Below are 25285 nucleotides of genomic sequence, written 5' to 3' on the forward strand. Positions count from 1 at the left end.
CTTAAGGTGGCGTAAGTGTCATGGGAGATAAGGAGTTTGAGACTTTTAAATGTGCCCGAAGAATAGCATAAGTTTTTAAGGTTGACTAACCTGAGCTTATTAAATTGAGTAGATAAAAGGGTTAATCATAATTTTTCATTTCGGCTTTGGGCACTGAGATAAATTCATTCAATGGCATATCTAAGAAAAAATCTTTTGCTTCATAATAAGTGTAGTTAAGTCAAATAATTAGAATTTTCACTTTAAGTATTAATTTTTAACTACCAATTACTTCGTTAGTAAGTGTTTATTTTTAATTATGTTCATTTCAAGAGTATTAAGAGATAATGAATATAGAAAGTATAAAAAATAGATCAATCCTAAGTTTAAGTTATTCATCTTAAAGATGACTTTGTGAGAGTGTTCATCCATTTTGAATAGCTACTTTTATGCAACAGAGCCTTTCAGAAATTTAGATTTTAATAGATTCATTATTCATCATAATACAAATCATATAGAGAATTCGTACAAACCCTTTTTTAGAGGTTTAAAAATTCTCGGAAAATTTTGACAATTTATAAGGTGGACACATGAATAAACATTTATTGGCTAAAATTGCTTTATTAGGCGCTGCTCAGCTCGTTACCCTCAATTCAGCATTTGCTGATGTTCCTCTTACTCCATCTCAATTTGCTAAAGCGAAAACAGAAAATTTTGACAAGAAAGTTATTCTATCTAATTTAAATAAGCCACATGCTTTGTTATGGGGACCTGATAATCAAATTTGGTTAACTGAGCGAGTAACAGGCAAGATTTTAAGAGTTAATCCAGAGTCGGGCAATGTAAAAACGGTTTTTCAGGTTCCTGAGATTGTAAATGATGCAGATGGACAAAACGGTTTATTAGGCTTTGCCTTCCATCCTGACTTTAAAAATAATCCTTATATTTATGTTTCAGGTACATTTAAAAATCCGAAATCTACAGATAAAGAATTACCGAACCAAACGATTATTCGTCGATATACCTATAACAAAGCAACAGATACGCTTGAGAAGCCAGTAGATTTATTAGCAGGATTACCTTCATCAAAAGACCATCAGTCTGGTCGTCTTGTCATTGGTCCAGACCAAAAGATTTACTATACGATTGGTGACCAAGGACGTAACCAGCTTGCTTATTTGTTCTTGCCAAATCAAGCACAGCATACGCCTACTCAACAAGAAGTGAGTGGCAAGGATTATCATACCTATATGGGTAAAGTACTGCGTTTAAATCTAGATGGAAGTATTCCAAAAGATAATCCAAGCTTTAATGGGGTGGTTAGCCATATTTATACGCTCGGTCATCGTAACCCACAGGGCTTAGCATTCACTCCAAATGGTAAACTGTTGCAATCTGAACAAGGTCCAAACTCTGACGATGAAATTAACCTCATAGTTAAAGGTGGTAACTATGGTTGGCCAAATGTAGCGGGTTATAAAGATGACAGTGGTTATGCCTATGCAAATTATTCAGCCGCAACCAATAAAGCACAGATTAAAGATTTAGGTCAAAATGGTTTAAAAGTAGCAGCAGGCGTACCAGTAACTAAAGAGTCTGAATGGACTGGTAAAAACTTTGTACCGCCGTTAAAAACTTTATATACCGTTCAAGATACCTATAACTATAATGACCCAACTTGTGGGGATATGACCTACATTTGCTGGCCAACGGTTGCGCCGTCATCTGCTTATGTCTATAAGGGTGGCAAAAAAGCAATTTCTGGTTGGGAAAATACGTTGTTAGTTCCATCTTTAAAACGCGGAGTTATTTTCCGTATTAAGTTAGATTCAACGTATAGTGCGACTTATGATGATGCTGTACCTATGTTTAAAAGCAACAACCGTTACCGTGATGTGATTGCAAGTCCGGATGGGAATGTTTTATACGTGTTGACTGACACTGCTGGAAATGTTCAAAAAGATGATGGTTCTGTAACGAACACATTAGAAAACCCTGGATCTCTGATTAAATTTACATATAAAGCTCAGTAACACAGGGCATTAAAAAACCGATCTACATAAGATCGGTTTTTTTAGCTTAAGAAAAATTATTCAGTTACGACTAATACCGGTAAATGAATTTCTCCTAAAAGAGCTTGAGTCACACTTCCTAAGAAGAACTTTTTAAACCCTTTTCGACCATGAGAACCAATAACTAATAGGTCTGCTTTGAGTTCAGTAGCGGCTTTAATAATTTCTGTGTGAATTGTTTGACCCTCAACAATTTTTGTTTCAACAGAAATTCCATGTTGGCTAAATTGTTCTTTCGCTTGGTCTAAAATACCCTGAATGGATGCTCTAGCTTTATTAAAATAATCCTGTGCTAATTCTGTACTATCAATAAATTCTACAGAAATAAAAGGATCTATAGTAAGCGCATATACTAGAGTCACTTTACTACCAAAGGCCTTAGCAAGTGCTGCTGCATGATTAACAGCAATGAGTGAAGTAGGAGAACCATCGACTGGAACCAAGATATGGTGATAACTCATATATTGCTCCTTATTGTCCTGTGACAATGTATGATGCCAAAACACCGATTTATTATCTTTATGCTTATATTATGAGCAATTTTTTAAGAGTTATTGTTTATTTTTAGTATGAATAGAGACGAGAAGTTTTATCTTAAAGCATGATAATGACTTTCTAAGTAAGGTTGATTCTGCTTAAGTATTGAAATGACTTGATTAGCATCTATAGCAGATTCAAACAAGAATCCTTGACCTGTACTATATCCAAATTGTCGAAGTAGTTCTTCTTGTTCCGGAGTTTCAATCCCTTCTGCAATAAGCCCAAGTGATAAATTTGGAGCGAGTAACCCAATTGCTTGGACAATCGCATAAATTGATGGGTCATGTTGCATTTTTTGTATAAAACTACAATCTACTTTTAAACTGTCTATTGGATAGTCACGAATATGGGTGAGCGATGAGAAACCTGTACCAAAATCATCTAGTGCAATATGTACACCATGCTGCTTCAATTTATTAAGTGCACGGATCACATACTCTGAACCTCGATCACCCAGCATATGTTCAGTAACTTCTACTTCAATATAATGTGTTGGAATTTGAAATTGATTGATCTTTTTCAAAAGCCGTTCAGCATAGTTGTCTCTTAAAAACTCAACTGGCGCAGCGTTTAGTGAAACGGGAAGGGGTTTAATACCAAGATCTATCCATTTTGCGATGTCACGTAAAACTTGATGTTGCATCGTTTCACCGATTTTACTTGCTAAATTATAATCTTTAAAAGCCTCTGCAATTTGGGAAGGATAACCTCTTTGAGCTGAAGTTGTATGCCATCGTAATAAAGCTTCAAAGCCAACAACACGATGAGTTTTTAAATCTACTTTAGGTTGATAGTAAGGCTGGATTGTGTGATGACGAATAAGCTGACGTGCTAAATTAAGTTGAGAGGCAACTGTTTCGGTCATTTGCATCATGCATGGATCATACATGCGAATGCCACCGCGACCACGTGCTTTTAAGTCATGCAATGCCATATCTGCACAACTGAGTAAACCCGATTGGTCTACAGCATCTTGGGGATAGATTGAACAACCAATACTCATTCCACCATTTAAAACATTACCCAAATAAGTAATTGGCTGATTTAACTGTTGAAGTAAAATAGCTGCTAGCTCGCGCACATCGTTTTCAGATTTAAGGTTATTAATAATAACCGCAAACTCATCTCCACCTAGTCGTGCAACAAAGCATCTTTCATCATCAACACAATGGCTAAACCGTTTAGATAAGACCTTTAAAAGATGGTCGCCTGCGCTATGTCCTAATGTGTCATTAATATGCTTAAAATGATCAAGATCGATTAATAGCAAACCCACACTTGTTTGGCTATCTTTTGAATATGCAAGGGTCCGTTTAAGCTGAAATTTAAATGAACGCCGATTACATAATCCGGTCAGTTCATCTCGTTCACTCATGTTTCTAAGCTGATTTTCAGTCAAATGCTGTTGAGTAACGTTACGTGATACACACAGTATTTGTATGATTTCACCATTTTCCCGATGAATCGGGGTCAACATATTATCCCAATATTCAGGGTCCTGATCTGGTAAACAGCTCATTCCAGCGAATCTGGCAACTTTGCCTTGAAGGGCTTTTTTTAAAGCGACGCGTCCACGTTTACGAATATGAGGTGGCAAAAGCTCAAGCCATTTCATTCCAAATTTTGTTTCATTAACAGGAACCCCTAAAGCAAGGCATCCCGATTTATTCATATGAGAGACTGTGCCATCTACATTTAATACTTTAATACAATCTACACTGATGTCTAACATTTGATTTTGTATTTCAATATTCTTTTGCAAGTTTTGTTGTTCTTGAATATCGTGATCAATATCTAAAAAGCTGACATACCATTCACTGGCTAGAGAAGAGCCACGATATTTGGATGCTTGAATAGAAAGTTTGCACCATCTATATTGATTGCCACTTTGTAAAAGTCGACATTTTAATTCTATTCTTTTTTGCAGGCGAATTGCTTCGAGCCATCTATTTTTGACTTCGTCTAAATCGACAGGAGATATAAAATCTAACCATTGCTGTGGTAATGGAGAAAAAGTATCCTGCCAATATTCTGTACACTCTACATTGCAATATAATATCAAGCCATTTTCATCACTGACCCAAGTTGGTAGTGGAATTTGCTCAACAATAAAATGCTTTTGGGTGTTGTTCGACATTGAAGTCATAACATGCCTAGAAAGATTGTATGGGCGGGTAATCTATTTATCAGTCGTTATTGTAATCTTTCTGTAGTAATCAAAACAGTAATAAATAAATTTCAATTGTCTTTTTTTTGAACTAAAATTGAGATCTTAAATAAATTATATACTTAATATTTAATTTATGTTTTTGTTATTTATTAATTTTTATCTGTCTTAACTTAAAAAAACATTTATGCTTATTTTTGTAAAAAACTTATTAAAACAGAAGCTTATATTTGTTTTTGCAGAACTATCATAATAAAAGCCATGAAAATAAATTATAAAAATGAGAAGGATTAAATTGCGATGATTAAAATTTTAATAAGCCAAAATTTAACCACGATATATAAAGACGGGGAGGTTTTTAAAAGTTTGAATAAATACAATAACCACTATTAAGTTTACAAAAGTAATATAAAATAAAGGCTTATATTATCGTAAAATTCTTTTCATCAAGAAGGATATATATTTCCTTTTTGTGCATTTTATAGCCTACATTTTCCCCAAGATGTAGGTTTTTTTTATTCCTAATTTTTGAACTTATAATCTTTAAATATTAAAAATAAAAAAAGCCAAATGGCTTTTTTTATACAGTTTCGGGTTTTTTCAACTCTTGTTGAATATAAAGATTCATATAATATTGTTCAATATAATCATCAGCATAGTTATTTGCTAAGGTTTTTGTTGCCACTTGTTCATGTTTTAAATAGCAGTTTGATTCGAGGTCTTTTTCAAGTACCCACCATTGGCGGTTAATACGACGCACTTGAAACTTGTCACTTTTGTATTTTCTTTTAGCCATTTTCAAAAATTTGCTATTCAGTTGTTGAAAGAGAATTTCTACTGGAGTTAAGAGTCCAAGTCAACAGATGAGAAGTTAATTGCTTATTTTATGTGAAGAGTTGTTTCTATCAATACCTAAACAAGGCATTAAAGTAGAAAAGCTCTCCTAAGAGAGCTTAATAAGATATCTATTCCATTTTTAACGAGAAAGATTCTTTAAAAGTAATTTTAAACTTTCCATCATCTTTTCTAATTGCAAAGGTGTAATACCTTCGAAAGATTGTTCGAGTACCACGCTGGTCAGATCATTAATCTTATTGATCATTTCAGTACCTTTGTCTGTAAGTACGACGCGGGTGATTCGACCATCGGTCTGACAAGAATAAGTTTCAACCAAGCCTTCATCTTTTAAACGATAAACAATCTTGGTGGTTGTCGACATTTTTGAAATAATCATATCTGAAAGTTCAGAAACACTTGCATGCGGCTTACTACTTAAAGCCAACATAATACGTCGACGTGAGTTATCTAAACCATATTTTTTTAAAGCATTATCAATGTTTTGTACATACTGAGCATGTACTTGAGTAATCCAATAATATGGAAAATCTTCAAGAGTAAAAGATTCTGTTGTAGGTAAAAAACGCGCATACTTCTTTGTCATTGACTTTTCCCCATACCTTGGTGGATCGCATTTCTGGTGAACTATCTTTAATAGTTGAAAAATATAGTTTCATCAAGCAAGTTATATCAGGACTTTACTTGGTGAGCAAAATTTATATAGCTAAATTTAACAATGACATGGTTTGGTGGTCCTTATCTTGATAAACATCTCTATACTTTGCATAAACCACAAATACTCTTCTTCTATAGTCAAAGTTTGTTGAAAATTAATGTGACTTGATAAGCCAGCGCCATTAATTCCTTAAAATCTTTGAACAGATATACAAGATTGCATCTAGGCTTGCTTGATCGTTAATTAAACGATATTGGCTTGCAAACGCATCGTAGAAAAAAAATGATGATTTGACCGTGGCATTGAACGAGATAGTTTTTGTCTCTAAAGTCATAATTATGAAAAATCAAGATATTTAAATAATAAATATTTATAAATATCAGTTGTTTGATTTATTTTTTGATTAGTAAAATTTACCATACATTTAACATGAATCATCTATTATTTAGTGAATCAAAAAAATTTGTTCATCAAATAATTGATTTTTATATATAAAATTAAAGTAATGATCTATTGTTTAATTTTATAAATTTAGCTTTTTTGTCTATAAATTATATTTTTAACAGTTTTTATCCATGTTATATGCCACACATCTTCTAAATCGTAAAAAGAACCGACTTTAACTGTAATGTTGGCAGAGGAAGTACCAGCACAGATTATGGTAAGAGCTATTCAAATTAAGCGATACGAGTAGTGCAAAAGCTAGTTAAAGCAGAGTTTAAAAATTTATTTGATGAAGCATATAAAACTTATAAAAAGGGAGAATTTATATTCTCCCTTTTTTAATTATGCAGTGGTCACAATTTTTTCTTCTATTTTTTTCTTAACAATCGCATAGCTTATGCCTGTAACGATGCTACCTGCTGCAATGGCAGCGAGATATAACCAAGCATGGTTAATTGCATTTGGAATTAAAAGAACAAATACACCGCCGTGAGGAGTAACTAATTCGCAGTGGAATAAGGCAACAAGTGCTCCAGTCACTGCACCACCTAAAATACACGTCGGGATAACACGCATGGGGTCTTTAGCAGCAAAAGGAATCGCACCCTCAGAAATAAAACATAAGCCTAATACGAATGCAGCTTTTCCAGCATCTTTCTCTCCTGTACTAAATTTATTTTTAGCAATGAAAGTTGCAATCGCCATACCAATAGCAGGGACCATACCACCTGCCATTGTTGCTGCCATTGGCATATAGGTATTTGTTGTTAGTAATCCGACAGTAAAAGCATAGGCTGCTTTATTGATTGGACCGCCTAAATCGATACACATCATGGTTGCTAATATAATTCCCATTAACACCGCATTTGTTGTACCCATGTTATTTAAGAAGTCTTTCATTAGTTCAAAAATATGTGCTACAGGCTGTCCAACCACGTAGAACATAATGAGACCAACAAATAACGTGCCTAATAATGGAATAATTAAAATCGGTTTAAGTGCTTCTAGACTAGTAGGAAGTTTGAGTTTTTTGGCAATGAAAAGTGCGATATAACCCGCAAGAAAACCTGAAACAATACCGCCTAAAAAACCTGCTTGTAGCTGAGAGGCGAGTAAGCCACCAATTAAGCCAGGTGCAAGACCTGGGCGATCGGCAATTGAGTAGGCAATATAACCCGATAACATTGGGACCATGAGCATAAATGCAGCGGCCCCAATTTGTTTTAAAATGGCTGGTAAACTTCCAGCTTGTTCAGCAGCATTTAGGCCAAAGCATAAAGAGAGAGCAATTAAAAGACCTCCAGCCACGACCATAGGCAACATAAAAGAAACACCAGTTAAGAGATGTTTATATACGCCAACTTTTTCGGTTTTATCTTTATTTTCTGTCGATGCTTGTTGCTTACCTTGTTCTAAAACTTGCGCATTGCTGATTGCTTCAGCAAAGGTTTTATCAGTTTGTTTTAGAGCAAAACCTGTACCACACCGATAAACACGCTTACCTACAAAACGGTCTGTGTTAACTTCAATGTCAGTTGCAAGAATCACGATGTCCGCTTCAGCAATAGCTTGAGCTGATAAAATATTTTTTGCACCAACAGAACCTTGTGTTTCTACTTCAATTTCATATCCAAGTTTTTCTGCACCATGTTGTAAAGCTTCGGCAGCCATAAAAGTATGTGCAACACCTGTAGGACACGCAGTGATTGCTACAAACTTTTTAGTAGTAGTTAGTGCCAAGCTATTATCACTTAGCCAATCTTGAGCTGGTTTTAAATGATCTAAGGCAGTTTGGAAAACTGAAGAGGTATCATTTTTTATCTCTTCAATGCTAATGAAAGATAAAGGATGTGTACCAAAAATATTAAGATCTTTCGGGCGTTGTCCAACAACGATGACTTGATCCAAGTTTTCATTTGCTTCGAATTCATCAAGCGAAATAATACTATTTGGATAATCTTGTTGGGATGCGACTTGTGCAAGTTTCCGAGCTAAAATCAAAGCATTGACTTGCTGTTGCGGACTATTAATGACAAATAACAAATGTTTAGCAGTTAGCATCAGATTCACTCAATGAATTGATTGTAGTTTGGGCTTTTAATTGGTTTAGCGTTTCAGTATTAGGAATACGAAAGCCAATTTGTGTAACAGCATGGCTCGCAATTGCTGTAGCAGTTTTTAATGTTTCTTCAGCAGAAAAATCATTGACTAAGCCATGAATCATGCCTGCTAAAAGCGAGTCACCCGCACCAACGGTACTTTTAACGATTACTTTAGGAGCTTTGGCATGAAGTGGATGAGTGTCGTGTAGCCAGTTTACACCGTCTTCACCCATCGAAATAACGACATGTTCAATTTTAACTAAGTTTTCAAAAAGCCTTTTTTGTTCTGCATAAGTCGCGGCAGGAAGTTGATAACTTTCTACTAACTCATCTGTATTTGGCTTAATCATCCAAGGCTGGCACTCAATTGCAGCAACCAATGCCTTACCACTTGTATCAAGTGCAACTTTTTTCCCTTGCTGTTGAATGAGCTTAATAAGTTGCTGTAATTCATCAACACTAAAACCTTGTGGAAGGCTCCCAGCAATGGCAACTACATCTACCTGTGGCAAAATCATTTCGATTTTTTGAAAGAGGTTCTTTTTATCTAGTTCAGAAACTAAGAAACCTTTTCCATTTAAATCGGTCATACGCCCAGAATGTTCAGCAATTTTTATATTTTGACGAGTCTCGCCTTTAATATAAATAAACTCAGGTTGGAATTGAGCTTCTTTAAAATGGTCATCAAAAATTTGTTTGTTCGTCGTTCCTAGAAAGCCAGAAACAATAACTTCATGCCCCAAATCTTTTAAAACTTGTGCAATATTTAACCCTTTGCCTGCTGCATGTATTTCTACGGATTCTTGGCGATTTACCTCGCCAACCTGTAACTCATTGAGTTGTATCGTTACATCAATTGCAGGATTTAAAGTAATTGTTAAAACTTTAGCCATTAGTGTTCCTAATCTTTAGATTTCTTGTTCGGATAACTGACGTACAGCAGTGGCGCTTTCACATTCTAGTGCGCGTTTTGCAAGCGCTTGAGCTTGGCTGTAGTTAAGTGTACGAATTTGGGCTTTTACTAAAGGAATACTATTTGGAGACATGCTGAGCTCATCTACGCCTAATCCCATAAGAATTGGTACAGCCTTTGGATCAGCTGCGAGTTCTCCGCATATACCCACCCATTTGCCATGTTTGTGCGCAGCTTTTACAGTGTGATCAATCAATTGCAAAATGCTTGGGTGGAGGCCATCTGCTTCAGCCGAGAGGATAGGGTGACCACGGTCAATAGCTAAAGTATATTGAGTTAAGTCATTTGTTCCTATACTGAAAAAGTCCACCTCTTGAGCAAGAATAGGCGCGAGTAAAGCAGCAGAAGGAACTTCTATCATAATACCAACTTGTAAGTTGGCGCATGGATGTACAGCTTTAACTTCATCAAGAATAGCTTTAGCAGTACGCCATTCTTCCACACGACCAATCATTGGAAACATGATTCGTAAAGGGCGATCATCGGCAGCTTTAAGCAAAGCGGTAAGTTGTTGACGTAACAGCTCTGGCTGTCTTAGTGTCAACCGAATACCTCTTAGACCTAAAAATGGATTTTCTTCTTCAGCAATTGGAAGGTAAGGAAGTGGTTTGTCACCGCCTACATCAAGAGTACGTACTACAAGTGGGCGACCAGCAAGAGCATCTAGCACAACACGATAATCTGCTTCTTGGGTGGCTTCACTTGGAGCACTACTATGAGCCATAAAAACGAGTTCGGTTCTTAGTAGTCCGATTGCTTCGGCACCACATTCTACTGCGTGGGTTGTAGCTTGAACTTTTCCTAAATTGGCAGCAACTTCGATTTGGTGTTGATCTAGAGTAATCGCAGGTTCTTGGCTGTGCCGTTCAGCTTCTTCACGAATTTTTTGTTGAAGCTCTCGTTCTTGTTTTGCTTGTTCGATTTGCTGAGTGTTAGGGTTTAATACAAAAGTTCCTGTATCTCCATTAATTAAAAGAGAACTCTTTTGTTCAATATCTAGTACTTGATCACCAGCACCAACAATTGCAGGAATACCTAAAGCACGAGCAACAATAGCGCTATGTGCACTTGCACCGCCTACAGCTGTTAAAATACCCGCTACTCGATCTTTATTAAGGCGAGCCACATCACTTGGCCCCACATCGTACATGATCAAAATATAAGGCTCTTTAGGCTCTTCGATGATAACTTCACCACAGAGTTGAGCTAAAACACGATCACCAATATCACGCAAGTCTGTAGCACGCTCAGCCAGTAAACGGTCTGGTAAAGCTGCTTGCTCTTTAGCTGCTGCTTCAATATGTTCATGCCAAGCAGCAGGAGCAGAAAGGTTTAAGTTAATCTTTTGATAAACACCATTAATAAGATCAGGGTCGTCTAGCATTTCCAAATGTGCTTGGAAAATTTGCTTAATTTCAGCTACTTCAGATTTTGCAATAACTTGGTGAATATTGTTTTTAACTGCGTGAAGAGCAATATCAAGTTTTTCTTTTTCTGCTTTAACGCTTAAACCCATACGTTCATATTGATAAACCTTAGGTTTGATGACATGTACGGGGCCAAAAGCTAAACCACTAGAAGCTGGAATACCTGTATTTGTACTCAATGTTTTCAGGAGTGATTTTATTGTTTGAGGCGATTGAGCTTCTTGGCTATCTGAAGATTGAATTGGTTCAACCTCTTCTCCTAAACCTTCTTGCACAGCCTGAATAACTTTATCTAAAGCGTCAACAGCATCTGTTTCCGGTTCGGCAATAAAACGTAAAGTCTGGCCACGTTTACATCCTAAAGCCAAGAGGCGCGTCAAACTTTTGGCCGAAACAAAATTACCTTCGTCCACTGCGACTTGAATATCACCTTGAAAACTTTTAGTTAAGTTCACCAAATGAGTCGCTGGTCGTGCATGTAATCCATGTGCATTAGCGAGTACAACTGAGCGGTGAGGCCAATCTGGAATAATATCTGCACCAATAATTTTAGCAATCTCATTTGGTGTTTGCGTTTGATCTAGCTGTGCGACTTGTTCTGGATTAAATAAAATATCAATAAGTCGGTTAAATCTTTGATTATCTAACTGCTCATTGGCAGCAATGCAGACGAGTGTATTCAGTTTTTGTCCATTTACATCTAAAGCTTGGCGTGGCTTTACGATACTGATTGCTGGCTGTTGAACAAACTTACTGCTAGAAATAGACCAGATCTGGTCTTGTAACTGTATAACTTGATCTGGCTCAAGTGAACTTAGAAAACCACATTTTACGAAATTATGTTTTTTTAGAATTTGAGAGGCTGACCACAATAAGTCTTCAATATCTTGAGATTCAACTTCAGTTTGAATTAAATTTTCATGCAGAGTTAAAGATAAGGGTTGAGCTTGTAAGAGTTCAATAATTTGCTCAGGTTGCGTCGCATTTTTTACCTGTTCACTTACATCCTGCATTAACGCTCTAGTTAATATTTGTAGTACTTGTAAATGTTCATCAGATTTTGCTGCAATAACAACAGCTAAATAAATCGTGTTTTCCCCATCCCATATTATTCCTTCAGGGAAGTGAGCTAACCGAATACCTGTTTCTAAAATAAATTCACGAGATTGGGGTGTGCCATGTGGAATAGCAATTCCTTGGCCTAAATAGGTAGCGCTTTGTTGTTCGCGATTGATGAGTCCTGTTATATATTCAGGTGTAACTAACCCATCTTTTACTAATATATCTACTAGACACTGTAATGCATGCTTTTTATCAACAGCATGTTGATTCATATGAATATGTCGAGGCTCGAGTGCTAGCATACTTATCCTTGAACAATTTCTTTGGTTTAAACTAAAACAGAAAAAAAGAAGCTGTTTGTATTAAAATAGGTTGGTTTACCTGTTTTTAAACAACAGCTTCAGACAAATTACCATAGCAGAACTTTTAGGTTATATCGACGTATTTACGTAAATAATGCTTATTAAAAACACAAAGGAATCACGACTTAATATATTTTAATTTCTTATGGTAACTATAAATTTAATAAAGTGATTTTATAAAAAGGGGACTGTTAATAATAAAAAAAACCTCTACACCGGATTACGGGCATAGAGGCAAAAACTAAATAATAAAATTTACATTAATATTGAATTTCTTGCTCTAAAAGTGACCACAGCTTTTGATGTGATTTTTTAAACATTAGCATGTGCCCAATTGATTTATAGCCAAGTTTTGTCGGGTTCAGTTCTAGCATTTTAGTAGGTGCATTTGGATATAAACTTAATAAATCTGCAACGTTGTGTTGAGTTGCAATTTCATCGTCACTTGCCCAAATAGAAGTAATAGGGCAAATAATTTCAGTATGAAAGTCATGAAAGATAGTTTTACCAATCGCATTTTTCACATAACCTGGGCGACTACAAAACTCTCTCCACTGTTGTGCAACTTTCTTAGGCAAGTTTTCACCCATTCCAATAAATTGAGTAGCACCATAGCCTTTTAAGGTACTCGAAATTGGAAAAATAACGTTAAACATGACAGGGGCCAGAAACTTAGTTTTACCTTTAAGCCCTTTTACATGGCCAGTAGAACCTGCCACTGCAACAACTTTTGCTACTTTATGAAAATTTGGCACAATTCCTAACAGTTGCCCACCCGCACTATGGCCAAGAATAGTAACTTTTTCTGCTTGTGTTTTTTCTAGTAAGGCGTCAATAGCACAAGGAATATCAAGCGTTCCCCAATCATTAATACTTGCATCACTTTGCTTTAACGGCCCATGCAATGAATCTCCAATTCCACGGAAGTCAAAGCTTAATACTTCATAACCTTGTTGGCTTAACCATGTAGCAAAGGGATGATAAAAGTTTTTAGTAATACCTGTGGCTGGACAAATCAAAACGGGATTTGCTGACTTTTTTGATTCGGTTGGATAAAATTGTGCAGCAAGTTGATAACCGTCTTCACAAGTTATCCAAAATGATTCAAAAGTGTTATCCATAATATTACTTAATGATTAGCTTATTAATGACTTTAATTTACATGAGTTCCAAAACGACACTTGATTAAAGTGTGACTATAAAGTCAAAATTTATGCTATACAGCTCATTAAATTTTAATAAAACGAATAATTGGGAAAAGATGGATTTACCGAAAGCTGTACAGTTAGCGATTGTGTTTAGTGGCATATTTTTATGGATAGGAATGTTCACAGGGGTGTGGAAATATTGGCAAATACGCCGTTCAGAGTTACATCGTGCCTACTATTATGTTGATATCGCTCATCGCAGTAGCTTGCTTTATGCCGCTGCTACTCTAATTCTTGCTGTGTTGAGTTATTTTACTGTTTTAAGTGAAAATATTGCTTTGTGGTGTGTATTGGCAAATGTCTTCTTTTTTAGCTTTTCAATCTTGGTTTATATCATACATGGATGTTTGCAGGACACGACAAACCAATTCAAAACTCCACATCGGTTGGGTAGGTTTAATTTACCTTCGTGGTTAATGTCTTTAATGATGGTGGCATTAATTATTACTGAATTATTAGCTACAGCTATTTTAGTTATTGGAACAGTTTTTTTATTTCTGGGTATATAAAAATGGATGATTACTCATCCATTTTTAATCTTACAATTATTGTTGACTAAGACGTCGTTTGGCTAGTTTTCGCATCTTATGATCGACAAAGGCCCACAGGCAAAATATGAAAGAAACCACCATCGCATACATAAAGTATTCGGGTTTTAGATTTCCTTTGATCATACCTTGAAACAGTAAAGTCAGCATAAGAGCAAGCGGCGTTACTCCATAAACAACTGAATCTTTGCTGTTCAGAGTGTTAATGAAGACTTGTTTGTTGAAATGTAATGATAACATCTCCATCCCTCCTTGTGGTTGCGCTAAAACCTAATGTTTTAGTCAAGAATAAGTTTTAAGCTTAATGTTGTACTTCTATTTTCAACTCAATTCAATAGCGAATAGAAAATTTTTTGAGCAGTTTTATAAGAAACTCTATGTTTATAAAGGTTTAAGGTATTAAAAAAGTAAATATTAAATATTTTTGTATGAAATACTTATTCTTTTAGGAAAGAGAAATTATTTAAGTGAAAAGTGTATTAATTTCTCTTTCCTATCAATTTATTTTAGCTATTTTGCTTTTTAAAAAAGGTATCGATCGCGTGTTGAGCAATTTCTGCATCTTCAAAAGATTGAACACCGGATACACCAATAGCACCTAAAATTTCACCTTCGTGAATAATCGGTTTTCCACCTTCAAGCATTCCTTGAGCACTAGGCATACTTAAGAAACCAAGACGGCCACTTTGCAGAAGTTCTTCATAAAATTTTGACGGTCTACCTGATATTGAAGAGCACTTTGCTTTTTCTAAACATAAGTGTGAAGTTAAAGGAGAGGCGCCATCTAAACGTTTCATGAGTAATAAGGAACTTGTTTCATCAACAATCGCAATGCTGACTTTAAAGTTGTGTTCGATTGCATATTTTTGAGCTTCTTCCATTAAAAACTCGGCGTCTGCTAATGTTAAGTAATATTTAGTTTTCATTGTTGCTCTTCTTTCCTGAGTAAGCTAAAAATTATTTTAGTGTAATTTTACAGTAAAAAATGATTATTTCTATTGTTGATTTGTCATTAAAAAACTAGTGTGGAAATAAAATGCTGGTTGGGTAAACACAGCATTTTATTCAATATATAAAATCATGTTTGGATAAAACTCGATTTCAAAAAAGCCACTAGATTAAATATTTTTAAATTTAACTTTGTCGATAATTACGGTAATTGCAAGAACAACTAAAGATGGGATCAACCAAGCTAAGTTTTGTTCATTTAATGGTAAATGTTGAAGAAATTCAGGTAAATAATCACTGAAGCCTGCAACTTTAAGACCATCGATAATACCGAAAATTAAAGCAATACTCGTTACTGAACCGACAATAAAAGAAGGCTTATGCCAAAATTTCCAAAAGAAGCTCAGCATAATCACCACAATTGCGGGTGGATAGATTGCACTTAAGACAGGTACTGAAATAGCAATCAGTTTGGTTAAGCCAAGATTCGAAATAATGAAAGAGAAACCAACTAAAATAAAGACTAAAAGCTTATATGGTAATTTAGTTAACTGGGCAAAGTACTCACCACATGCACAAGTTAGACCAATCGCTGTAACCATACATGCTAAAAAGATTAGTCCAGTTAAGAATAATGAACCCATATTTCCAAAAGCATGTTGTACATATGCATGTAAAATTACTGCGCCATTTGCTGCATTAGGTGCTACTTCATGGCTACCTAAACCTAATTTGAATAAGCTTAAATAAACTAAAGTAAGACCAACACCTGAAATGAGACTGGCAATAATTGCATATTTAGTGACTAACTTTTTATCAGTAACGCCGCGAGAGTAAATCGCTTGAATAATAACGATACCAAATACTAGTGCACCTAACGTATCCATAGTGAGATAACCGTTTACGAAACCCTCTGAAACCGGAGATGTAACGTAATGGTTAATCGGGGCAGGTACGTAACCCGCAGGAATCATTACTGCTGCAATACCTAAAATTGCTAAAGCAATAATTTTTAGCGGGGCAAGTACATGTCCTACTGTATCCAATAATTTGTTTGGATAAAGTGAAACTATAGTTACAAATGAAAAATAAATTGCGCTATAGATTAAAAGACTACTACTTGAGGTTCCAAAATAAGAGGAAAAACCAATTTCATAAGAAACAGTAGCTGTACGTGGGGTAGCAAATAGAGGGCCGACTGATAAATAACAAACAACTGTTAGGATCAGACTTGCTACTCGACCTAAGGGAGAGCTGATAATTTCAATGGAACCCTGCATACGAGAGAGTGCCATGATGGTAATTACAGGTAAGCCGACAGCCGTAATCAAAAAGCCTAGTGCAGCTAACCATACATGCTCACCAGCTTGTTGAGCAACGATGGGAGGAAAGATAATATTGCCGGCCCCAATAAAGAGGGCAAAGGTCATAAAACCTAAGGCAATAATATCTCCAGTGCGAAGATGTTGCATAAATTAAATTTAATAAAAAAAGAAGGAATTTTAGAGCAAAAGTAATCATGATCAAGCGCTAATTTATGTGAAAAAGCTTTTTTTCAGGTGGTTAAAACGATATATAGTGTTATAAGCGTTTGTTTGGTTAAAGTATGTACTTGAAAAGCCATTAAAAGGATAAAAGAACTTCTTTTTAAGTTCTGACTTTTTATAAAAAATATGTAAGAATAAAAACATAAATTTTTATTTTGAATGTCGAATATTTAAACATTTTAGGCTTTTGGTCTGACTTATATTCATCCTAAAATATTTTGAATTACTTTGGGTTTTGTAGGGAAGGGCATGTTTCTTGTCTGCGAGGATAGAATTGAATGAGAGCTTCTACTGTTACCATTAAAACTGAACAAGATCTGGAAAAATTAAGAGTTTCTGGACGCTTGGCGGCGCAAGTTTTAGAAATGATAGAGGCCTATATTAAACCGGGCGTATCTACCGAATACTTAGATAACCTCTGTAATGACTATATTGTCAATAATTTAAAAGTGATTCCTGCTAATGTGGGATATCACGGTTTTACAAAAACGATATGCACTTCAGTCAATGAAGTTGTTTGCCATGGGATACCATCGCCAAATAAAATTTTAAAAGATGGCGATATTATTAATATTGATGTCGCAATTATTAAAGACGGTTATTTTGGTGATACGAGCCGCATGTATTTTGTGGGCAATGTAAATCCGCAAGCGAAAAAATTAGTTGATACAACTTATGAAGCGATGGTTGCTGGTATTCATGCTGTTAAACCAGGCGCTACATTGGGTGATATTGGTTATGCTATTCAGTCGGTTGCTCACCGAGAGGGATATAGTATTGTTCGAGAATATTGTGGGCATGGGATTGGTAAGGTCTATCATGAACAACCTAATGTTTTACACTATGGGCAGCGCGGGCAAGGGTTGGTCTTAAAGAAAGGAATGGTCTTTACCATTGAGCCAATGGTGAATGCAGGTAGACCGCAAGTAAAAGAGTTAAATGATGGATGGACTGTCATTACTCAAGATCTTTCATTATCTGCTCAATGGGAACATATGGTTGCAGTAACGGATACTGGTTTTGAACTATTAACCCCATGGCCTGAAGGTGTGGGTAATTATCCTGCAATTTGAAAAATATAAAAAAAGTTCGATAATTTATCGAACTTTTTTATTTTAACGCTCAGAAAGATTTTCTACTAAATAATCAATAAACACTCGAACAGCAGGTAGTAATCCTCGGCGTGATGGATATACGGCATGTAATATTCCATGAGGTGCTTTCCAGTCTGGTAGGATTTGTATAAGTTGACCAGATTTCAAGAAATCTTCTGCTGCAGTTTCTGGCAGTAATGCGATACCACAGTTTTGACTCGCCAATTGAGCCAGCATATGTATGTTCGTACCCATTACGATAGGGCTAACTTTGATTTTCTTCTGTTGATTGTCAGGTCCATGTAAAATGAATTGTTGATCAAGATGCTCTTCAGACAAGCTTAAAATACGGTGTTCACTGAGTTGTTCAGGATTTTTTATATCTCCAAACTCATTTAAGTAGGCCTGACTTGCGAATAGGCTTTGTTCTATAAGCGCAAACTGTCTAAGAACTAAACTTGGGTCGTCATCCAGTTTCGAGCGAACTCGTAACGCGATATCAATCCCTTCATTAATAACATCAACTCGACGGTTACTGACCATCAGTTGCAAACGAATTTCTGGATATTTTTTTAAGAAAGCAGGTAGGATTTTTGGTAGTTGATTTTGAGCAATATCAACAGGAACACTAACCTTTACTACACCTCTAGGTTGGATACTTAAATGATCAACCAAATCATGGGCAGCTTGTGCCGCATTCATCATGACTTGAGCATGTCTATAAATATCCATCCCAATATCTGTAACAGCAAAATGACGAGAGCTACGTTGGATTAAGCGAACACCCAAGTTTTCCTCTAAGCTGTAAACGCGGCGACTTAATTTTGATTTTGGTATATCCGTTACACGCTCAGCAGCACTAAAGCCACCATGCTCAACAACAAGAGCAAAACAATAAAAATCATCAAGATCGGTGAGCATTAAAATATCCTATTTCTGCAACAACCATGATTTTACATTATTATTTTTGCAACGATAATTCTTATACTAAATTTTTTGTAAGCAGGAGATAAATTCATTACTCATTGCTATAAATAATTTTGAAATTATATTGTAATTACGTTGTAATTTTAATGTGTGTATTTTAAGTGACTTTAGACGTTGTCTATAGAAGTGTTCATCATTTTCTTCTACACTATATTTTTCTCTACTTTTCAAATCTAATGCCTTATCAATTGATAGAACTTAACGATGCCTCTACAAATCTTGAGTGTCCATTTTGCAAACAAGCGATAATTGACTGGGCGCAAGAACAGTATATTCAGCCATGCGAACACACTTTATTTATTGCTATGGATTTGGGCTTTGAATTTGTTGCAGATCGATTTGAAGAGTGCATGAGCCAGAGCGTGGATGAGTTACACGAAGATCCAAATATGAATATTTTTGAAGCTTTGACTACAACAGCTTATGAAAATTTGATTGTTTTAAAATCTGATTTAGGTGTGGAAGGTTTATTCCGTTATGTTGGGGTAAGCGATCTTTAAAATTGAGAGCATAAAAAAGCCAATCTATTGATTGGCTTTTTTATTATTTACGCTTCTGGTGCAGCGCTATATTGTTCAACTAATGGTTTTAATTCGCCATTTTGGAACATTTCAAGCATGATATCGCTACCGCCAATAAGTTCGCCATTTACCCAAAGTTGCGGGAATGTAGGCCAATTCGCAATTGCTGGTAAGATTGCACGAATATCAGGATTTTCCAGAATATTTACATATGCAAATGGACGACCAATTTGACTGAGCGCCTCTACAGCACGTGCAGAGAAACCACATTGTGGAAACTGTGGAGTGCCTTTCATGTAAAGTAAAACGGGATGCTTCGCAATTTGATCGCGGATTAACGCTTCAGTATCACGTGCTTGTTCAGTCATAAATAGATCCTCAACTAATCTAGCAGCATTATAGGGGGTGTTTATGTCGCTTTGCAAACCACCTGAATACTTAAAGTTGCATTGAATATTCAATATTTTATTGTATAAACCGAAGTGATAGCGAAAAGCGGACGAAAATTTAGATAAATGATTGATGAGACTTTTCATCAGAGCCAGTTTTTGTTTATATAAACCCTTCTTAAAACCTCATACAGACAGAGTTCGTTATGACTGATATTACCCTAGCTCCAATACAACCTGATCAACCATCACACTTAATGGCTACTTATGGTCGCCAAGCGATCAGTTTTGTACGAGGCCGAGGGGCATATCTGTATACTGAAGATGGTACAGAATATCTAGATGCCTTAACAGGTATTGCTGTATGTGGTTTAGGCCATGCGCATCCAGTCATTGCAGAAGCAATTGCTGAACAAGCTGTAACACTTGTGCACACAAGTAATCTATTTGAAATTCCTTGGCAAACTGCTGCGGCTCAGAAGCTTGCTGAAGTTTCTGGCATGGAAGAAATCTTCTTTTCAAATAGTGGTGCTGAGTCAAATGAAGGTGCAATTAAGATTGCTCGTAAATTTGGTACTCAACAAGGCATACGTTTGCCAAAGATTATTGTGGCAGAACAATCATTTCATGGTCGTACTTTGGCAACACTTTCAGCAACGGGCAATAAAAAAGTACAAGACGGATTTGCGCCTTTGGTGAATGATTTTATTCGTGTGCCATTTGGTGATGTGAATGCAATTCAAGAAGCTGCTTTGCAACATCCAGATATTGTTGCAATTTTGATTGAGCCAATTCAAGGTGAGGGTGGTATTAATACTGCTCCTCAAGGCTTTAGTTATCTTGAAGAAGTCCGTAATATTTGTAATCAGCATAATTGGTTAATGATGCTTGATGAAATTCAAACAGGTAATGGACGTACTGGTAAATATTTTGCATATCAGCACACCAACATAGTGCCTGATGTCTTGACGACTGCAAAAGGACTTGGAAATGGCTTTCCAGTTGGAGCAGTAATGACACAGGGTAAAGCTGTTGGTTTATTAGGACCTGGCAGTCATGGTTCTACGTACGGTGGTACTGTATTAGGTTCTCGTGTGGTTTATACAGTAATCGAGACAATCCAAAAAGAGAATGCTGTAGAAAATGCGGCAGTAGTAGGACGTTATATTGTTGATCAACTTCGTGCACAGTTAGCGGACAAGAATGTTCAAGTGCGTGGTTTTGGTATGATGATTGGTATTCAATTGCCTAAAGACTGTGCTGAACTTGTTGCTATTGCTCGTGATCAACATAAGCTTATTATTAACGTTACAGCAGGTTCGGTAGTTCGCCTATTACCACCTATTAATATGACTCAAGCACAGGCTGATGACTTGTTAAAGCGTTTAGTCGCTTTGATTAATAATTATCTTTAAGTTTTAGCATTTAAAAAATGGGCATTTATATGCCCATTTTTTATTTCAAATTATTAACCAGAGATGTACTGTTTTAACTGTTCAATTAAGTTTTTCTGATCATCCATGGCTGCTTTTACTAAATCACCAATAGAGATAAAACCAACTAATTTTTCATTGTCTAATACAGGTAAGTGGCGTAAGTGGCGATCTGTCATGAGCTGTAAACACTCTTCAACTGTGTTGTTTAGGCTTACTGTAAGGACTTTAGATGTCATAATTTCAGCGACTGTAGTGCTATATGAAGAACGTTCCATCAGCGTCACTTTTCGCGTGTAGTCACGTTCAGATAAAATTCCGACAACTTTTTCACCTTTGGCTACAACTAATGCACCAATTCCTTTATCAGCCATGATCTTAATTGCTTCAAGGACAGTGGCTTCTGGAGAAATTGTAAAAATATCTTGCTCTGATTTGTTTTTGATTACTTGTGCAACGATTGTCATTTCTTCTGTCCCGTGTTTTATCATTTTGTTTTAAATTAGCCTGATTTTATAAAAATGCAAAGACTTGGTAGTCATTCAAATACAAGTTTTACAATCAAGCGTTCAAAAAGCATTCTAATAAGGGTTAAGAACCTAAAGAAAACTTTAGGCTCCTTGCCAGTGCGGATGTTTAAAAAAGAAATGATGCATTTGCTGTGTAGATAACTTCAACTTACGATGAGAAGAATTAAATAATGCCGGCGTAACGTTGAGGCGGGTTAAGGTTGGTAATAAAGATTCGTGAAAATCTTTAGGAGTAATTCTTCTCGGTTTGTAATGTGGCCAATGTTCTTTGGCATAGCGGTGAGCTTGCAATCCATTGAGCCAGAAAGGGAAAATAAAGTCTTCATGATCTGATTTAATTGCCCAACCTTCATGAAATAATCCCCAAAGAACTCCGCAGTACATCATGGTTCTTAAAATATAAATCTTAATCATCAAGTCTTTTGAAACCGGTTGTAGATTGCTTAAACTATTCATTGTCAATTTAATGGTTCGTAACTTGTCTTACTTATTATAGAAAAAATAGATGACATTTCAGTTTAAACAGGTATCAAATCGTAAACAAATATTCACAGCTGCAAAGTTACTTGTTGAGCCACGACTTAATTGGTGGGGCAAACTTTAGATAAATTAATAACTTTGGATTTTATAGGTATAAAACGCTACCTGAGCATGACAAAGCGATTAAAGCTTTGGCGAAGCGCAAGACAAACGAAGTGCGTAGCGAATTATATTTATAGAATATTTTTTTACAGGCATAAAAAAACACCACCTGAGCAAGACAAAGCGACTAAAGCTTTGGCGAAGCGCAAGACAAACGAAGTGCGTAGCGAATTATATTTATAAAATATTTTTTTACAGGCATAAAAAAACGCCACCTAAGTGACGTTTCTTTATGCTTGCATTGTGGCTAACTTTTGCCAATATTGTGCTTTAAGCGAGTCACGTTCAACACGGAAACCTTGATAATACAATTCTGCTAAGAATAGAGCAGCTTTCCCGTGCCCAGCGCGAGCAACTTCTTCTAACTGTGTAACTGCATCTTGGAAGTTCATTTGAGAATGAATAGTGTTTACTGCAGTTGCGTATACATGTTCTAAATCATGATGAGAGATACGTTGAATCATATAAAACTCCTTATTGTAATTATGATTACTTTTTTCTAAAGGCCACTGCCTTTAAATTAATTTAACTTAGAATTATTAAACTAATATTACAAATTGATGGATTTGTCAACTATTTGTCATTTCGTTTAGTTCACTATTAGGATACATGATTAAACATTATTCACAAATAATTTTGATTAAAATCAATATGAGAATAAAAGACAAGGAGAATAAAATATGACAAATACAATCGATGGCTTTGTTTTTGATACTCCGCCTAAAGAGGAACAAATCATAGAACTGGCCCATTATCACCGTAAATTATTAGATGAAGCTATCTTTCATGAGGAAATCCATTTAGGGGATTACTGTCTAGCACAACGTAAAAGGGTTTTTGATTTTGCTGGGCATTTGGAACCCGTTCAAAAAAACTGGTTTTATCAAGTTTATGATGGGGAGCTTCGAAAAATTGCCGATGAAGACGAGTTGCATCCAGCAGATGCAGAAGAAGGGTTAAGTATTTTTGCTATGTTTTTAGTCTTGGTGATTATTGCAGCAATTTTATACTTTTCCGTCATTCGTTCACTAATAAGTTAAGCATAGTCATACTATCCAGTAAGGTGTGAATATTAACCTTACTGGATGTTTGATCTTGTACTTATGAGTATTGAACCCTACACTACACTAATTCGAGGTAGGTCATGCTCATATTCAAACAAAATTTTCTTAAATTAAAGTCTGAGTTAAAAGTTGATCAATGTTTTAACCTATTTGTGGTTATTGTCATTGGCTGTATTTTTGTGCTGTCATATTTAGCATTACTTCGGCCTATTAGTCCGGATCAATATCAACGAATTATACAACTTTCTCATCAGGCAACTTATCCAAGAACTCAAGACATGGCTGAGTTGCTTATAGCTCAGTCAGAAATTCGTCGGGCAGAGTATTTAAAGTTAATCCATGCTTACCAATTTGAAGGTGCTCATATTAAGCAATATCCAGCACTTGCTCAGGAAGATACTCAGTAATGGGGGTAATCAGGCTAAATCTTGGTTTCCAAAGCTTTTTGAGCACTATTGTGGCAGGCAAAATTTTGAATTTATGCTAAACTTTCTCTTTTTAAACGCGCTGCTTTTCAAGGAATCGGCATGCAACAACAATCGAATATGCAAAATAAATTCTTGATAGATGCTGAGATCGGTGATGACGATGTCACATTACCTAATTTACCTGCTATCGATGTTCCCATCGTTGAATCTCCTGTTAAATCACAAGAAAATATTGAAGTAGCCAAAGTTGAATCGGCTTCTACAGATACCGCTGTTGAACAACCAAAATCTGGTTTTTTTGGCCGGATGAAAGAAGGTTTAACCAAAACTCGTCGTAATTTCGCTGATGGTATGGTCAATATTTTGATCGGTGGAAAGGAGATTGACGATGAGTTACTTGAAGAAGTCGAAGAACAATTATTGGTTGCAGACATTGGTGTTGAAGCAACTAAAACGATCATTACCAATTTAACAGAGCGTACAGCTCGTGGTGATTTGATCTATTCCCACTCTCTATATAAAGCGTTGCAAGAAGAGTTGGTTGCTTTATTGGCTCCACGTGTTAAGCCTTTGCATATTGACCCTAACAAATCGCCTTTTGTTATTTTGATGGTTGGGGTAAATGGCGTTGGTAAAACCACAACTATTGGTAAATTAGCGAAACGTTTACAGGGTGAAGGTAAAAAAGTAATGTTGGCTGCTGGAGATACATTCCGTGCCGCAGCGACAGAACAATTACAGATCTGGGGCGAACGTAACGATATCTCTGTGGTAGCTCAAGGTCATGGAGCGGATAGTGCCTCTGTTATTTTTGATGCCTTTGAGAGTGCTCGTGCTAAAGGAATTGACGTATTAATTGCGGATACAGCAGGTCGTTTACATAATAAAAGCAACTTGATGGAAGAACTTAAAAAAGTTAAACGTGTGATGCAAAAAATTGATGCAACTGCGCCTCATGAAATTATGTTGGTAGTAGATGCGGGTACAGGGCAAAACGCAATTAACCAAGTGCAAGAGTTTGACCAAGCTGTGGGTTTAACTGGTATTACAATTACCAAATTAGATGGTACTGCGAAAGGTGGTGTGCTCTTTAATATTGCAAGTCGTACCCATGTGCCAATTCGTTTTATTGGTGTTGGTGAAAAAATTGATGATTTAAGACCATTCTCGGCGAAATCATTTGTTGCTGCACTGTTTGAAACTGATAAGTAAATCGGTTGTTAGTGGTAAAAAGCTTCACTAAAATGGTGGAGCTTTTTTATATGTATATCTTATTTTATTGTTGCGAAAATAAAACGAACTGTC

24 protein-coding genes and 1 pseudogene are annotated in these 25285 nt (G+C 35.9%); 8 read left to right on the forward strand and 17 right to left on the reverse strand.

Features of this window, described 5'->3' with window-relative positions; genetic code table 11:
* Positions 1-121: 121 nt before the first annotated feature.
* A pseudogene (locus tag MMY79_RS07580) lies at positions 122-220 on the reverse strand (SOS response-associated peptidase); the annotation flags it as partial.
* 349 nt (positions 221-569) lie between these two features.
* Here MMY79_RS07580 and MMY79_RS07585 point away from each other — a divergent pair.
* Positions 570-2012, forward strand: a complete 1443-nt coding sequence (locus tag MMY79_RS07585; protein ID WP_252612764.1) for a glucose/sorbosone family PQQ-dependent dehydrogenase — start codon at positions 570-572, stop codon at positions 2010-2012.
* A gap of 56 nt (positions 2013-2068) precedes the next feature.
* Here MMY79_RS07585 and MMY79_RS07590 read toward each other — a convergent pair whose 3' ends face one another.
* From MMY79_RS07590 to MMY79_RS07625, 8 genes are all read right to left on the reverse strand, one after another.
* Positions 2069-2512: a universal stress protein gene (locus tag MMY79_RS07590; protein ID WP_005046644.1), complete on the reverse strand. Its 444-nt coding sequence runs from the start codon at positions 2510-2512 to the stop codon at positions 2069-2071.
* 128 nt (positions 2513-2640) lie between these two features.
* The gene (locus MMY79_RS07595; RefSeq protein ID WP_252612765.1) at positions 2641-4737 is read right to left on the reverse strand and encodes an EAL domain-containing protein; all 2097 of its coding nucleotides are present in this window, start codon (positions 4735-4737) and stop codon (positions 2641-2643) included.
* A gap of 601 nt (positions 4738-5338) precedes the next feature.
* Positions 5339-5554 (reverse strand): hypothetical protein, encoded by a 216-nt coding sequence (locus MMY79_RS07600; protein ID WP_003652142.1) that lies wholly within the window; start codon positions 5552-5554, stop codon positions 5339-5341.
* 180 nt (positions 5555-5734) lie between these two features.
* Complete coding sequence (locus tag MMY79_RS07605) at positions 5735-6199, reverse strand: MarR family transcriptional regulator (RefSeq protein WP_004791909.1); 465 nt, start codon at positions 6197-6199, stop codon at positions 5735-5737.
* Between the two features lie 858 nt (positions 6200-7057).
* On the reverse strand, positions 7058-8776 hold the full coding sequence (locus MMY79_RS07610; protein ID WP_252612766.1) for a fructose-specific PTS transporter subunit EIIC: 1719 nt from the start codon (positions 8774-8776) through the stop codon (positions 7058-7060).
* Positions 8763-9710: a 1-phosphofructokinase gene (gene pfkB, locus MMY79_RS07615; protein ID WP_252612767.1), complete on the reverse strand. Its 948-nt coding sequence runs from the start codon at positions 9708-9710 to the stop codon at positions 8763-8765. Before pfkB ends, MMY79_RS07610 begins: the two co-directional genes overlap by 14 nt.
* A gap of 15 nt (positions 9711-9725) precedes the next feature.
* On the reverse strand, positions 9726-12581 hold the full coding sequence (gene ptsP / locus MMY79_RS07620; RefSeq protein WP_252612768.1) for a phosphoenolpyruvate--protein phosphotransferase: 2856 nt from the start codon (positions 12579-12581) through the stop codon (positions 9726-9728).
* A gap of 320 nt (positions 12582-12901) precedes the next feature.
* Complete coding sequence (locus tag MMY79_RS07625; protein ID WP_252612769.1) at positions 12902-13762, reverse strand: alpha/beta fold hydrolase; 861 nt, start codon at positions 13760-13762, stop codon at positions 12902-12904.
* A 140-nt stretch (positions 13763-13902) separates the two neighbouring features.
* Here MMY79_RS07625 and MMY79_RS07630 point away from each other — a divergent pair, with 140 nt between their 5' ends.
* Positions 13903-14358, forward strand: coding sequence for a hypothetical protein (locus MMY79_RS07630; RefSeq protein ID WP_252612770.1), 456 nt, complete (start codon positions 13903-13905; stop codon positions 14356-14358).
* 36 nt (positions 14359-14394) lie between these two features.
* On the opposite strand, the gene MMY79_RS07635 is transcribed toward MMY79_RS07630, so the two are convergent.
* From MMY79_RS07635 to brnQ, 3 genes are all read right to left on the reverse strand, one after another.
* Positions 14395-14637 (reverse strand): hypothetical protein, encoded by a 243-nt coding sequence (locus MMY79_RS07635; protein WP_004643085.1) that lies wholly within the window; start codon positions 14635-14637, stop codon positions 14395-14397.
* A gap of 266 nt (positions 14638-14903) precedes the next feature.
* On the reverse strand, positions 14904-15323 hold the full coding sequence (locus MMY79_RS07640) for a heme-binding protein (RefSeq protein ID WP_252612771.1): 420 nt from the start codon (positions 15321-15323) through the stop codon (positions 14904-14906).
* A 192-nt stretch (positions 15324-15515) separates the two neighbouring features.
* Positions 15516-16817, reverse strand: a complete 1302-nt coding sequence (brnQ, locus tag MMY79_RS07645) for a branched-chain amino acid transport system II carrier protein (protein ID WP_252612772.1) — start codon at positions 16815-16817, stop codon at positions 15516-15518.
* Between the two features lie 353 nt (positions 16818-17170).
* On the opposite strand from brnQ, the gene map reads away from it, so the two are divergent.
* Positions 17171-17965 (forward strand): type I methionyl aminopeptidase, encoded by a 795-nt coding sequence (map, locus tag MMY79_RS07650; RefSeq protein WP_252612773.1) that lies wholly within the window; start codon positions 17171-17173, stop codon positions 17963-17965.
* A 42-nt stretch (positions 17966-18007) separates the two neighbouring features.
* Here the strand turns inward: map and MMY79_RS07655 are convergent, their stop codons facing one another.
* Positions 18008-18907, reverse strand: a complete 900-nt coding sequence (locus MMY79_RS07655; protein WP_252612774.1) for a LysR family transcriptional regulator — start codon at positions 18905-18907, stop codon at positions 18008-18010.
* Positions 18908-19149: 242 nt separating this feature from the next.
* Here MMY79_RS07655 and MMY79_RS07660 point away from each other — a divergent pair, with 242 nt between their 5' ends.
* The gene (locus MMY79_RS07660; RefSeq protein WP_252613475.1) at positions 19150-19473 is read left to right on the forward strand and encodes a hypothetical protein; all 324 of its coding nucleotides are present in this window, start codon (positions 19150-19152) and stop codon (positions 19471-19473) included.
* Between the two features lie 47 nt (positions 19474-19520).
* Here the strand turns inward: MMY79_RS07660 and grxD are convergent, their stop codons facing one another.
* Entirely contained in the window at positions 19521-19862 is a 342-nt protein-coding gene (gene grxD, locus MMY79_RS07665) for a Grx4 family monothiol glutaredoxin (RefSeq protein WP_004643080.1), read from the reverse strand.
* A gap of 227 nt (positions 19863-20089) precedes the next feature.
* On the opposite strand from grxD, the gene MMY79_RS07670 reads away from it, so the two are divergent.
* The gene (locus tag MMY79_RS07670) at positions 20090-21298 is read left to right on the forward strand and encodes an aspartate aminotransferase family protein (protein WP_252612775.1); all 1209 of its coding nucleotides are present in this window, start codon (positions 20090-20092) and stop codon (positions 21296-21298) included.
* 53 nt (positions 21299-21351) lie between these two features.
* On the opposite strand, the gene MMY79_RS07675 is transcribed toward MMY79_RS07670, so the two are convergent.
* From MMY79_RS07675 to MMY79_RS07685, 3 genes are all read right to left on the reverse strand, one after another.
* Entirely contained in the window at positions 21352-21783 is a 432-nt protein-coding gene (locus MMY79_RS07675; RefSeq protein ID WP_252612776.1) for a CBS domain-containing protein, read from the reverse strand.
* Positions 21784-21927: 144 nt separating this feature from the next.
* Complete coding sequence (locus MMY79_RS07680) at positions 21928-22302, reverse strand: DUF2750 domain-containing protein (protein WP_252612777.1); 375 nt, start codon at positions 22300-22302, stop codon at positions 21928-21930.
* 416 nt (positions 22303-22718) lie between these two features.
* A complete protein-coding gene (locus MMY79_RS07685; protein WP_003652111.1) occupies positions 22719-22952 on the reverse strand; it encodes a hypothetical protein in 234 nt (77 codons plus the stop codon).
* Positions 22953-23168: 216 nt separating this feature from the next.
* Here MMY79_RS07685 and MMY79_RS07690 point away from each other — a divergent pair, with 216 nt between their 5' ends.
* The 3 genes from MMY79_RS07690 (at position 23169) to ftsY (ending at position 25192) form a co-directional block, all read left to right on the forward strand.
* The gene (locus MMY79_RS07690) at positions 23169-23528 is read left to right on the forward strand and encodes a hypothetical protein (protein ID WP_252612778.1); all 360 of its coding nucleotides are present in this window, start codon (positions 23169-23171) and stop codon (positions 23526-23528) included.
* A gap of 104 nt (positions 23529-23632) precedes the next feature.
* Entirely contained in the window at positions 23633-23959 is a 327-nt protein-coding gene (locus MMY79_RS07695) for a hypothetical protein (RefSeq protein WP_252612779.1), read from the forward strand.
* 120 nt (positions 23960-24079) lie between these two features.
* Complete coding sequence (gene ftsY, locus MMY79_RS07700) at positions 24080-25192, forward strand: signal recognition particle-docking protein FtsY (protein WP_252612780.1); 1113 nt, start codon at positions 24080-24082, stop codon at positions 25190-25192.
* The last annotated feature ends 93 nt before the right edge of the window (positions 25193-25285 follow it).

This window comes from Acinetobacter sp. XS-4 (genome assembly GCF_023920705.1).
In the GTDB taxonomy this organism is placed as follows: Bacteria; Pseudomonadota; Gammaproteobacteria; order Pseudomonadales; family Moraxellaceae; genus Acinetobacter.